The 11,567-nt window shown below is 56.7% G+C and carries 13 protein-coding genes and 1 other RNA gene; 6 read left to right on the top strand and 8 right to left on the bottom strand.

The window, feature by feature from the left end; translation table 11 throughout:
- Positions 1-2: 2 nt before the first annotated feature.
- The 4 genes from FZE95_RS13905 to FZE95_RS20105 all read right to left on the bottom strand — a co-directional run bounded on the left by FZE95_RS13905 (position 3) and on the right by FZE95_RS20105 (position 3,071).
- Entirely contained in the window at positions 3-539 is a 537-nt protein-coding gene (locus FZE95_RS13905; RefSeq protein WP_150301463.1) for a polysaccharide biosynthesis/export family protein, read from the bottom strand.
- A gap of 137 nt (positions 540-676) precedes the next feature.
- Positions 677-1,873: an outer membrane beta-barrel protein gene (locus FZE95_RS13900; protein WP_150301462.1), complete on the bottom strand. Its 1,197-nt coding sequence runs from the start codon at positions 1,871-1,873 to the stop codon at positions 677-679.
- A gap of 54 nt (positions 1,874-1,927) precedes the next feature.
- Positions 1,928-2,401, bottom strand: coding sequence for a hypothetical protein (locus FZE95_RS13895; RefSeq protein ID WP_150301461.1), 474 nt, complete (start codon positions 2,399-2,401; stop codon positions 1,928-1,930).
- 262 nt (positions 2,402-2,663) lie between these two features.
- Entirely contained in the window at positions 2,664-3,071 is a 408-nt protein-coding gene (locus FZE95_RS20105; RefSeq protein WP_223825075.1) for a transcription termination/antitermination NusG family protein, read from the bottom strand.
- A gap of 655 nt (positions 3,072-3,726) precedes the next feature.
- Between FZE95_RS20105 and fdhD the strand changes: the two genes are divergently transcribed.
- Positions 3,727-4,548 (top strand): formate dehydrogenase accessory sulfurtransferase FdhD, encoded by an 822-nt coding sequence (fdhD, locus tag FZE95_RS13885; RefSeq protein WP_150301459.1) that lies wholly within the window; start codon positions 3,727-3,729, stop codon positions 4,546-4,548.
- A 109-nt stretch (positions 4,549-4,657) separates the two neighbouring features.
- Here fdhD and ssrA read toward each other — a convergent pair.
- Both ssrA and smpB read right to left on the bottom strand, forming a co-directional pair.
- Positions 4,658-5,044: a transfer-messenger RNA gene (gene ssrA, locus FZE95_RS13880) on the bottom strand.
- A gap of 178 nt (positions 5,045-5,222) precedes the next feature.
- Positions 5,223-5,705: an SsrA-binding protein SmpB gene (gene smpB, locus FZE95_RS13875; protein WP_150301548.1), complete on the bottom strand. Its 483-nt coding sequence runs from the start codon at positions 5,703-5,705 to the stop codon at positions 5,223-5,225.
- Positions 5,706-5,824: 119 nt separating this feature from the next.
- Here smpB and FZE95_RS13870 point away from each other — a divergent pair, with 119 nt between their 5' ends.
- Genes FZE95_RS13870 through FZE95_RS13860 form a run of 3 tightly spaced genes read left to right on the top strand, consistent with a single transcriptional unit; the run spans position 5,825 to position 7,986 of the window.
- Entirely contained in the window at positions 5,825-7,228 is a 1,404-nt protein-coding gene (locus FZE95_RS13870; protein ID WP_150301458.1) for a sodium-dependent transporter, read from the top strand.
- A gap of 7 nt (positions 7,229-7,235) precedes the next feature.
- Positions 7,236-7,673 carry a type II toxin-antitoxin system RatA family toxin gene (locus FZE95_RS13865; RefSeq protein ID WP_150301457.1) on the top strand — a complete coding sequence of 146 codons (438 nt, stop codon included), beginning with the start codon at positions 7,236-7,238 and terminating at the stop codon, positions 7,671-7,673.
- A complete protein-coding gene (locus FZE95_RS13860) occupies positions 7,663-7,986 on the top strand; it encodes an RnfH family protein (protein ID WP_223825070.1) in 324 nt (107 codons plus the stop codon). Before FZE95_RS13865 ends, FZE95_RS13860 begins: the two co-directional genes overlap by 11 nt.
- 54 nt (positions 7,987-8,040) lie before the next feature.
- On the opposite strand, the gene FZE95_RS13855 is transcribed toward FZE95_RS13860, so the two are convergent.
- Positions 8,041-8,475, bottom strand: a complete 435-nt coding sequence (locus FZE95_RS13855) for an outer membrane protein assembly factor BamE (protein ID WP_150301455.1) — start codon at positions 8,473-8,475, stop codon at positions 8,041-8,043.
- Between the two features lie 94 nt (positions 8,476-8,569).
- Between FZE95_RS13855 and fur the strand changes: the two genes are divergently transcribed.
- A complete protein-coding gene (gene fur / locus FZE95_RS13850; RefSeq protein ID WP_150301547.1) occupies positions 8,570-8,974 on the top strand; it encodes a ferric iron uptake transcriptional regulator in 405 nt (134 codons plus the stop codon).
- A gap of 78 nt (positions 8,975-9,052) precedes the next feature.
- Here fur and recN read toward each other — a convergent pair whose 3' ends face one another.
- Complete coding sequence (gene recN, locus FZE95_RS13845; RefSeq protein ID WP_150301454.1) at positions 9,053-10,726, bottom strand: DNA repair protein RecN; 1,674 nt, start codon at positions 10,724-10,726, stop codon at positions 9,053-9,055.
- 229 nt (positions 10,727-10,955) lie between these two features.
- Between recN and grpE the strand changes: the two genes are divergently transcribed.
- Positions 10,956-11,537, top strand: a complete 582-nt coding sequence (gene grpE / locus FZE95_RS13840) for a nucleotide exchange factor GrpE (RefSeq protein ID WP_150301453.1) — start codon at positions 10,956-10,958, stop codon at positions 11,535-11,537.
- Positions 11,538-11,567: the final 30 nt, after the last annotated feature.

Genomic DNA, 11,567 nt, shown 5'->3' with positions numbered 1-11,567 from the left:
GCTCAAAAGAATCCTTGGTCGATAGTAATGGTGTCACCTGGCTGAACGATAGTGCTCAGTGACGCCCGTTCTGCAGCCCGATTCTCATCGGATCCGCGAACAATAGTAATGCGACGTGTCGAGGCGCGTTCCGTGAGTCCGCCTGCCAGAGCAATGGCACGATCAAGCGTCAGGCCTGGCTGGTAAGGATATCCGCCGGGCTGTTTGACCTCACCGCTGATATAAAATTCGCGGTAGTTGATCACGCTTACCGAGACGCGCGGATCGACCAGATAGCCGTCCTTCAAAGATTCGGTAATCAGGTTTTCGATCTCCCGCGGAGTCTTGCCCTTCGCTTCGACTGCACCGAGAAACGGGTATGAGAAAGTCCCTGCATCGTTCAGGCGAATCTCTTCAAAGGTAAGATCAGGTTCCCCGAAAACGCTGATTCTCAGTACGTCGCCTGAGCTGAGCCGGTATTGTGTGTTCGCTGTAGCCTGAAAGCTCAGACCGAGCAGTAAAAATATCGTTGCTGTTCTTAAAATATGTTGGATAGACATGTTTGCTCTCTCCATCTAGCTGTTTTTCAGCGCTGGGGGGATGTCATCCCCATAGCCTGGCCTGAATCCTTTAACGGATTCAGGCAATACGGCAGGTGTTAATGTTATCGAAGCAGCGCTCAGCCGGACGCTGAGCGTTAAAGGCTCATGTTAAGGCTTAACAGGTATACGTTCCGCTCGTAGCTGTTGAAGTAACGAGACGAATCATTTTCTGACCGCAGGTAGCCCAATGTGATGTCCGCCCAGCGATCGAACGCGTAGCTAACTCCGACACTGTATGCGGTCCGGTCGTCTTCACGGTCACTGGCTTTGTATTCCCGATCAGAGATCTGGTATTCCAGTTCAGTGCTGATGCGCGGCGTCCAGCCATGCGTCCAGCTGAGCGCGGTGGTGACGTCTTCAACTGTGGAAGAGTCATCCTCACCCTCGTCGAAGGCGCGGCGGGCGTTGATCTCGAAGGTTGAGTAAGTCCGCGGTGCCCAGGCAACGCCGACTTCCCACATGGGGCTGGTGAAATCTTCGCGCGCGTCACTGTCGAATTTCTTGCGTTCAGCGCCTACACGAACAGTACCTGTAGTCTTGGCGGTCGCCTCCCAGGTCGCACCAATCAAGCCTGCCGTGTTGGTCCCGTCTCGGTTGTAGCGGTCTTCAACATATTCATGTTGAGTATGACGCAATTCAACGATTGAACGCGTGCGGCCGCCGATGCGGTGGAACCAGGTGCTGCTCACGCCAAGGCTGTCGCGCTCCTGGTCTTCGTTGATGTCTCCGCTATTGTGATAGCGGCGTTGTTCATAGTTCGTAGCGAAATCGAGCTGGTTCTGGGCGCTCACAGCGCCAAAGGTATAGCCGAGACCTGCTACGGCACGGCTGTACTGATCGTTGTAAAAGTCGCGCCCGGCCAGGTCGCCGGCGAGTTCGTCGGTGCGACTTCTGGTGTCATCGTTGATGGTGTCTTCAATGCGGTGGTAACCAATGTTGCCCCGGACCCGGTGACGCGAGGTCAGCGCCAGCGCGCTCTTGAATGTGAGGTGATGATCGGTGTTGGATGCGTCACTATCATCATGAAAGATGTCGCTGTCGAAGGAGTACTTCAACTCGTGCTGGCTGTTGCGGTTTTCCGCGCTCAGTGCAAAGGTCGGCTCGATGGTAGTGATCCACGAGTCCGCAGCGTTGTCTCGTACACCACGATAGTTGTCGTCGTAGCTTTCGGAGACAAACAGGGTCGGAGTGAACTGAAAGCCGCGTATATCCATGCTCATCGGCTCGATTGCCCAGCTATAGGCAGATACAGAGGTCGCGAGCGAAGCGGTAATAAATTTGGAGAGCCTCATAAAGCAGTCTTCCTTCTCGGAAATGAAAGATTGTTGTTCTGTGAACGGTAGCGATCAGCTGGAGCTGGCAGTGGTTCCACCGCCGGTTCCGCCCCCTGAGCCGCCGCGTGGCACGCCCAGAGAGGCGGGCGCCGGGATGGTGGACGATGCCGCACCGGACGCGGTGGGCAGTCTGTCAGTCACTGCACTGACAATTTCCTCGGCTTGATCGGGTGCTGCTGCTACCGCCGCTTCCACAATCTCTGCAATCTGATCGGGCGCTGCATCGATAGCCGCCAGGGTGATATCACTGGCTAGCTCGGGGGCTACCCCGATAGCAAGCGTGACGATGTCGACAGCTTTCTCGCTGCATTCCGTGATGCGTTGCTGAACCGCGACAGTGATCTCCTGACGGGTGCTGGCGGCGTTTTCAAGCTGGTGCTCTGCAGAGCGCGCACAAACATCCGCCGCCAGAGCTGGCAGACTTGTGATGCCCATCCCGGACATGGCAAGCGCCGTAAGCGGCACAAGCAAAGTTTTCCTCATCATCAACTATCTCCTTGGTAGATATAGACTACCCATGCTGACGCCGTAGCGTTGTTGACTCAGTCACAGATGCACGAAAGTGCAAGATGCCCCTCCGTGCGTCCAGTTACAGGTCATGCCCTGTTCAAGTGCGCTTGCTAACCAGCAGGCACGCTACCGCCCAAAGGAGTCACCTTTGATCCAGCGGGTTCATCAACCGCAAGATGGCATTTGATGCGCCACCCGGTTTCCCTGTTATGGTCGCGAATGCTTGCTTCGGTACCGCTCAAATCAAAACGCTGCAAAATGTGCGCCCATCCTGTTGATCATGTTTGTCATCGGCACGCTGCCCAGTCCAGGCAAATGTGCTGCCTGAGGCGCCGTGTCTCTGCGTGGCTGACGCAACGAGACCGCGACGGCGTGCTCTGAGGGGAACGGATTGCCCGCGAGTGTTGAGGACGCGTGAAACACAACGGGTCAAAGGGAGTGCAGTCCAGTTATCCTGGGCTTTTATTCTTGCGAAGAGGTAACCGGGAAACATGGGCTGCGCGATCCGCTTCACTTTGCCAGCGTGAAGCTCGTCGACCCGAAGGCTCGGTTCCAAGCACTCGAAGCCTTGATGAGCGCGATGCTCACCCGCTCGGCCTACCTGTCGGGGTTTGCGCTGTAGGAGGTACCAGGCGACTTCCGGCATTTCCCTATGGTTGTTCATAAGCCCTCCTAGCCTTGAGGCACATACCGCGAACATGTTTGCTGCCACTTGATCGTCGAGATATCAAACCGCTATCAGCCGATTCAATCACTCCGAAAGACTAGACTCAGCATTGAATGAAGAGTTCCAAAAGTTTTGTTCTGCCAGCTATGCTTTTCGATGACTGGTGCTCCCTCGGATTGGTCGGCTCTGCTGGATCTGTTCGATAGAAAATATCCGAACTGCAACGGTTGAAGAAAGGGCTTTCTGAAAAGCATTTGCGAATCAGCATGTTGGGCCGTATCGCGCGCGGTTTGGGGTTTTTCGCCAAATTTGTGTCGCTGAGTGGCTGGTGTTTTCTCAGTCTTTTCAGGATTGTGTGCCGCTGCGCAATGTGTCGCGTTGACGAGTATGGATCAGGTGTTCGGGCAGGGCGAAATCATTTAATGCCCGGTGGGCATCGTTTGCCTGGGCTCCGTCGTTGGCGCTCATTCGAAACCAGGCGCGCTCTCAAGATGGAGTGTTTCCCATGACTGAGGCCAAGCGCAATGATGGCAGTTTGATCTGCTGCACTGTGGCTTACGCTTGTCATGCGAAGGCCTTTACCTGCTCGGCTTAAATTCCTATGGTGACGAGTCAGTACAGCCCGGAGAGTCCCATGCCAGAGAATAGGTCCGAAAACGATCATTGGTCGTGCGAGACAGCGCGTCCTTTCGAGTATGTCGAGCTTGGCGGGCAAGTGCAGGCAAGCCAAACGCTTGCGGAGGAAGTTGCGCTAGCGGTGAGTTACAACGGAATCAGTCAGGCCGTCATGATGGTTTCTCCGGACGCGCTTGAGGATTTTGTCGTCGGCTTCAGTCTCACCGGCGCATTGGTGACTTCTCCCGAAGATATATATGACATTCGCTTGAGCGGCCAGGGCGAACAGCGGCGAGCAGATCTGGAAGTGAGTAGTCGGGCGTTCTGGGCGATAAAACAACAGCGCCGCCATCTGGCAGGTACTAGCGGGTGTGGATTGTGTGGCGTCGAGGCCCTCGATCAGGCATTGCCGACACTTGCATCGCTGGATCATGCAGCTCTGCCAGATTCATCCTTGTTGGAGGGCATGCGCGATCGAATCAGTGCTGCTCAGCTGCTCGCGCGGCAGAGTGGTGCGCTGCATGCTGCGGTATTTGTTGACCGGACCTCGGGCGACATTCTGCTCTGTCGTGAAGACATCGGCCGGCACAACGCCCTGGATAAACTGATCGGGGCCATTTATCGCAGCGCGTTGAGCCCGAGCGATGGCTTCGCGGTGGTGACAAGTCGCTGCAGTCTGGAGCTTATCCATAAAGCGGTCCGCGGACGGATATCGACGTTGGTCTGCCTGTCTGCGCCTACAGCTCTGAGTGTTCAATGGGCGCGCACGCACGGGCTCAATCTTGTCCATATTCCGCACCGTAGCGGGCCGAGGGTATATAGTCCTGCGCCTGTGCTTTGATGCCACGGACCGTTCGAGCTTGGCACTGCACAGGGTTCGGGAAATCATCTGGATGAGCCGAAATCCAGGCACAAAAAAAGACGTCCGAGGACGTCTTCTTTGGTTTGTTTGGTGGAGCCGGGGGGATTTGAACCCCCGTCCGCCAGTCCGCCGCTATCGGTTCTACATGCTTAGCCAGCTCTACTGAGTTAACTCCTCACCGCCCGAGTGGCAGGGTGTTTGGAGCGAGTTGTGTAATGTTTAACCGCTTCGTCCACAACGTACTAGGCGGCGATTCTGTTCTATATGACAATCATTTCGAGTTTACAGACATCCTCTAATGATTGCTGGAGCCGAAGCTACCAGAAGTGCGACTAGGCTGCTTACGCAGCTAGTTGAGCACCGTAATTGTCATCATTGGCAATTATAGGTTTTGCAACAGTTTATTTACGAGTTCTGTTACCAACTCGGCATGCCCCTCAAGTTTTGTAACCGTCGTCGAATCCTAATCGGCCCCAAAACCATCTTGGTACGGGGCGCAGTGTAACGTAAGCACAGGTCTTTACCAAGGAGGGTTTGTTTCAAAAATATTCATGGCGGGGTAGCCGGAGGACACTCCGCCTAACAGGCGGGTTGGCGAGGGCGCGCCCTCGGCTGTAAAGCGGGCGAGGCCGAGGAGCCGTCGCCCAGCAATGTCAGCGGTGGTTCTCGCGGAGAATTCTTGCCTTGTCACGAGCCCAGTCGCGGTCTTTCTCGGTTTCGCGCTTATCGAAATCCTTCTTGCCGCGTACCAGGGCGATCTCGCATTTCACCAGGTGTCGCTTCCAGTACAGTGCTATAGGGACACAGCTGAAGCCTTTCTGCTGTACGCCGGTGAGCAGCTTGTCCAGCTCTCGGGCTTTGAGTAGCAGCTTACGCGTGCGGGTCGGATCTGCAATCACATGAGTGCTGGCGGTTTTCAGCGGCGTGATGTGGGCGCCAAGCAGAAAGGCTTCGCCATCCTTGAGCAAAATATAGCTGTCGACCAACTGAACCTTGCCGGCGCGCAGGCTTTTGACTTCCCACCCGGCCAGGGCAACGCCCGCCTCGAAGCGATCTTCGATGAAATATTCGTGTTTGGCCTTTTTATTCAGCGCGATAGTGCCGCTGTTGGCCTGGGTTTTCTTTTGGTTGCTCATAGGCGGCGTATTATAGGGGCTGAATACCGGTTCGGCTATCACCGTCATTGCCCGCTCTTGTGGCGGCTGGTCAGAATCTGGACAATGCCGTTCTTTTCCAATATGGACCGGGCATTCATATGGCCAACGAAAGCGTATCGATACACGGAATCTGGTCGAGCCGTTGGGTTTTTATCCTGGCGGCGACCGGGTCGGCAGTGGGCCTGGGCAATATCTGGAAGTTTCCCTACATGGCAGGTGCCTACGGTGGCGGTGCCTTCGTGCTTGTGTATCTGGTGTGTATAGCGCTGATCGGTCTGCCTATCATGCTGGCGGAGACAGTGCTCGGCAGGCGCGGGCGTCAGAGTCCGGTCAATACCTTGCGAAGCCTGGCCCTGCAGTCCGGGGCATCGCCGCGTTGGTCGTGGGCAGCGACCATGGGCATGACGGCGGCCTTGCTGATCCTTTCCTTTTATAGCGTGGTAGCGGGCTGGTCCCTGGATTACATCATCGGCATGGGTCGGGGCGAGTTTGCCGGTATTGACGGTCCCGGAGCCGGCGCCCGCTTCGATTCGCTGACTGCCGATCCCTGGCGGCTCACCCTTTGGCACACGCTGTTCATGCTTGTCACCGCTTATATCATTGCCAAGGGTGTGGTAGCGGGGCTCGAACGTAGCCTGCGTATCATGATGCCAATGCTTTTCGTGCTGCTCGTTGTTCTGTTGGGTTATAGCCTTACCACCGGCTATTTCATGCAGGGCGTCGAGTTTCTGTTCCACTTTGATTTGTCCCAGGCCCGTGCGGGGATCCTCGCTGCGATGGGGCATGCGTTTTTTACGCTGAGCATCGGTGTCGGTTCCATCATGGTGTTCGGCTCGTACATGCCCAAGAGATCGTCTATTGGTGGCACCGTGGTAACGGTTGCGTTGCTTGATACAGTCGTCGCCTTGACCGCTGGGCTGGCGCTGTTTCCCATCGTATTTGCCGCCGGCCTGGAACCCGGCGCCGGACCCGGACTGATGTTCGTTACCCTGCCAATCGCCTTCGGCAACGTGATGATGGGTCAGGTTTTCGGCGTGATTTTCTTTGTGCTGGTGGCTATTGCCGCCTGGAGTTCGGCCATTTCCATGCTTGAGCCTGCGGTGGCGTTCTGGGTCGAGCGATCCGGCAAAAGCCGTGCTCGAATAACCGCCGTCATCGCCGGCATTTGCTGGGTTGTCGGCCTGGGCTCGGCGTTGTCCTTTAACGTGCTGGCTGAGGCCAGGTTTTTTGTTTCGGATGATTCAGGCTGGCGGTTGTTCGCATGGGGCGCTGAAGGCGGCAAGACCTTTTTCGATACAGTCGACTACGTGACCAGCCGCATCATGTTGCCGCTGGGCGGGCTGTTGTTTGCACTGTTTGCCGGTTGGGTGCTGGGTCGGGATGTATTCAAGGCCGAGCTGGGGCTTAAATATCCGCGGCTGTTCCCGGTGGTGTATTGGTTGCTACGCTATGTGGCACCTGTTGGCGTGACGATCGTATTTGTCACAGAACTCTACAATTGAAGTGTCCATGACCCATATTCAACGTTCTGCATTGCTGCCTTATCCGGCGGAAAGCCTGTACGAGCTGGTCAACCGTGTCGAGCGCTATCCGGAGTTTCTGCCTTGGTGCTCAGCCGCAGAGGTTCTCGAGGAGAGCGAGCATGAGATGCGGGCCAGGCTTACGGTAGGCAAGGCCGGCATTCACCAGTCATTCACCACGGTCAATCAACTGGAGCCTGGCTCCCGAATCGATATGCATCTGGAAAACGGACCATTCAATTCGCTGCATGGGGTCTGGGAGTTCCGCGTGCTGAGTGATCACGCCTGCAAGATCAGCCTGGACCTGCAGTTCAGCTATTCGGGGCCGGTGGTCAAGGCTACGCTGGGGCCACTGTTCAACCATGCTGCCAATACGCTGGTGGAAGCGTTTTCGCAGCGCGCCAAGGAGCTCTACGGTGGTCGATAAAACCATCGCGGTGGAAGTAGCCTACGCACTCCCGCAAAAACAGAAGATAATCAGCCTGGTGGTGCCGGAAGGGACCAGTGCGCTGGAAGCGGCTCGGCTGTCCCGGATGGGTGAGCACTTCCCCGGACTGGATATCGAGAACAGTGCCATGGGCATTTTCGGCAAGACGGTGCCAAAGCCGGCAGAGCGGCAGCTTAAAGCCGGCGAGCGAGTGGAGATCTACCGTGCGCTGATTGCGGACCCGAAGGAGGTTCGCAAACAGCGTGCTGCCAAGGCCAAGGAAGCGAAGGCGGAAGAGGCGAAGCAGGGGTAATAGCCGGGGTGAAAGGAGCTCAGCATTGTCTCCTTTCGAGCAGGGGCTTGCGTGTTATTCGCCGGTACCCAATGGTGCACCGAGATCCACCGGATAGCTTTCAGTCGCTGGCGCCTCGTGAGCACGGCCACGCATGATGGCTTCGTCGCGGCTGGTTCCAGGCTGGAAGTCACCTGCCAGGCCAACCAGTTGATCGTTTTCGAAGGTCAGGCTAACGCGCTCCTGCTCGCGGGTGTCATGGCCGGCGCGCATGCTGTAAAGATAATCCCAACGGTTGGGCGCAAAGGTATCCTGGATCAGAGGGGTGCCCATGATGAACCGGACTTGCCGCGTGGTCATGCCAGGGCGCAGCTGGTCAATCATTTCCTGTGTGACGACATTGCCCTGCTGCACATCGATCTTATACACGCCGGGAAAGCCGCAGCCGGCCAGGCTCAGGGCAGAGGTACACAAAAGGACACAGAGGATTCGGTTCAGACTGTTTGGCATCGCGTGGTAACATCCACTATCGTGAGTCGGCTGAATGGCCTTGAATCATACCCGACAGATCCCGCCCTGCGAAGCGCTGAACGAGAAACTACCCATGGTTGAAAATCAAGAACTGCGGAAAGCTGGCCTGAAAGTCACGCTCCCCCGCGTCAAGATCCTGCAAATGCTGGATAACTCACCAGACCGCCACATGAGCGCCGAAGATGTCTACAAATCGCTGATGGAAGCGGGTGAGGATGTCGGGCTTGCCACCGTTTATCGGGTGCTGACCCAGTTCGAATCCGCGGGTCTGGTAGTTCGCCACAATTTCGATGGCGGGCACGCCGTGTTCGAACTGGCGGATGGCGAGCATCATGATCATATGGTGTGCCTGGATACGGGTGAAGTAATTGAATTCTACGACCCGGAAATCGAACGTCGTCAGCATGAGATCGTCAAGGAGCACGGCTACGAGCTGGTGGATCACAATCTGGTGCTGTACGTAAAGAAACGCGTCTGAAGCACGCTTTAGCGTGGCAGTAACATAGCGCCCTTTCTGTTGCAGGAAAGGGCGCTTGTCGTTTTGGGCTGCTCTGTTTTAGTCGGGGCTGACCAGAAGCTTGCGCGCGTGGGCGAGGGATTCCTCGGTCATGTCGATGCCGCCCAGCATGCGCGCCACCTCATGGATGCGGCCGTCACGGTTGAGGTTGTCAATGCAGGTGCGTGTCGATTTGCGTGACTGCTCCTTGCGAACAAACAGATGTTGATGCCCCTGCGCTGCTACCTGGGGCAGATGCGTCACGGTCAGAACCTGGCCGCGCGCGCCGAGCTGACGCAGCAGTTGACCGACGATTTCAGCTGTCGGCCCGCCAATACCCACATCCACTTCATCGAATACCAGTGTCGGCACCCGTGAGGTCTGGGCGGTAATGACTTGAATGCCCAGGCTTATCCGAGACAACTCGCCGCCCGACGCTACTTTGGCCAAGGGCTTGGGTGGCTGGCCGGGGTTGGCGCTAACCAGAAACTCGACGCCTTCCAGGCCGTGGGGCGAGTATTCGTCCGCTTTGTTTGCTATCAGCTGAACCACAACCTGGCCGCCGGGCATGCCTAATTGTTGAATCTCCCGGGTGACCGCTTGAGCCAGTTTGTCGGCGGCTTTCTTTCGCGCCTTTGTGAGCTTACCCGCGAGCTCCCGATAATGAACACGAAAGGCGTCGAGCTCTTCGGCCAATTGGCCTGAATCGGCGTGGCTTTGCTGGATGCTCTCGAGTTCGTCTATAAGTGTCTGTTGCAGGGCCGGCAGTTCGTCCGGATTGACTTTATGCTTGCGGGCCAGCTCATAAATGGTGCCAAGGCGCTCTTCAATCTGCTGCTGACGCACCGGGTCGGCTTCGAAATGGTCCAGGTAGCGGGTCAGTTCGCCAACCGCCTCTTCCACCTGGATCTGGGCACTGGCAAGTAAGGTGTTGACTTCTTCCAGACTGCGATGATTTGCCTGCAGACTGCCCATGCGTTGCAGGCTGGCGGTCAGCGACTGCAGCACGCTACCGCTGTCGTTTTCACTGCAGAGGTTGATCACTTGTTGGCATGAATGCAGGATCTGTTCGGCGTTGGCTAATTGCCGCTGGTCATTTTCCAGTTGATCGAGTTCACCGTCCTGCAGGCTGAGGTTATCCAGCTCTTCCAGCTGATAGGTCAATAATTGCAGGCGCGAGCTTTGTTCGTCGCCACGCTGGCTCGCCTTCACAAGAGCCAGCTCGGTTTGCCGGCAGCGTTGTGCAGCCAGTTGCACCTGGCGCGCCAGTTCACTGGCACCCGCGTAATTGTCCAGCAAGCGGCGGTGAGTGTCGGTCTTGAGGAGTGACTGGTGCTCATGCTGACTGTGAATATCAATTAGCATTTCGCCCAGCGCCTTGAGATGCTGCTGCGGGCAGGGGCTGCCGTTGATATATCCACGCGAGCGGCCTTCGGCTGTTACCACGCGGCGCAAAATGACGTGCTGATCTTCGCCTGCGAGATCGCGCTCTTCCAGCCAGGCGACAGCTTCTGGAATGTCGCTGATATCAAAGGTCGCCAGTAAATCAGCCTTGCTGGCACCGGGACGCACAGCGCCACTATCTGCCCGATCACCCAGGGTCAGCGCCAGCGCATCGAGCATGATTGATTTGCCCGCCCCCGTCTCGCCAGTGATGACCGTCATGCCATTGGCCAGCTCCAGTTCGAGGTGATCGACAATGGCGTAATTGTTCACCGCAAGATGTACCAGCATCGCCGTGCTCCCGGATAATAGGTCTGGTTATTTATACAGTAGTCTGTCTTTTACGTTCAAGTCCTCCCGCGATCCTTTTATCGGCGAGATCGAGGGGCTTGAATCGCAGGCGGCTGTCCCCATATATGGGATCAGAGACGAAAGGTCTATTGATGCGGCATCGCAGCGACAATGCTCCGCAGCGTCAGCAGGCCGGCTAGGTACCCTTATTTATCGACAGGAGAGATTCATGGCGGACGAACAGAAGCAGGACCTGAACGATCAGGACCCCGAAGTCGAAGAGGTGCTGGAAGGCACTGATGCGGAGGACCTGGCTGCAAAGGTGGCCAACCTTGAAGAGCAGCTGGCTACTGCGCAGGATCAGGCTTTGCGCGCGGCCGCTGATGTGCAGAACGCGCGCCGGCGCGCCGAGCAGGAAGTGGAAAAAGCGCACAAGTTTGCACTCGAACGTTTTGCCAACGATTTACTGCCGGTGCTCGACAGTCTCGAGCGAGGTATCGAATTGTCTGACCGCAGTGATGAAGCGCTAAAGCCGATGCGTGAAGGCATGGAGCTGACACTGAAAATGTTTGCCGACACCCTGGGACGCCATCAGATCGAAGCGGTACACCCTGAAGGTGAGCCCTTCGATCCCGAGCTCCATCAGGCAATGACCACAGAGGAGCGGGACAGCATGGAGCCCAACACCGTGGTCCGGGTGTTTCAAAAAGGCTACACGCTCAGTGGTCGCCTTCTGCGTCCGGCGATGGTGGTGGTGAGCAAGGCTCCCGCTGACAAGCCGGCATCGCCTTCGATCGACGAACAGGCTTGAAATTGAATCGAGTGACCCCACTAAGGGTTC

This window comes from Pseudomonas profundi (assembly GCF_008638305.1).
In the GTDB taxonomy this organism is placed as follows: Bacteria; Pseudomonadota; Gammaproteobacteria; order Pseudomonadales; family Pseudomonadaceae; genus Halopseudomonas; species Halopseudomonas profundi.
This window is presented reverse-complemented; position numbering and strand designations above follow the sequence as displayed.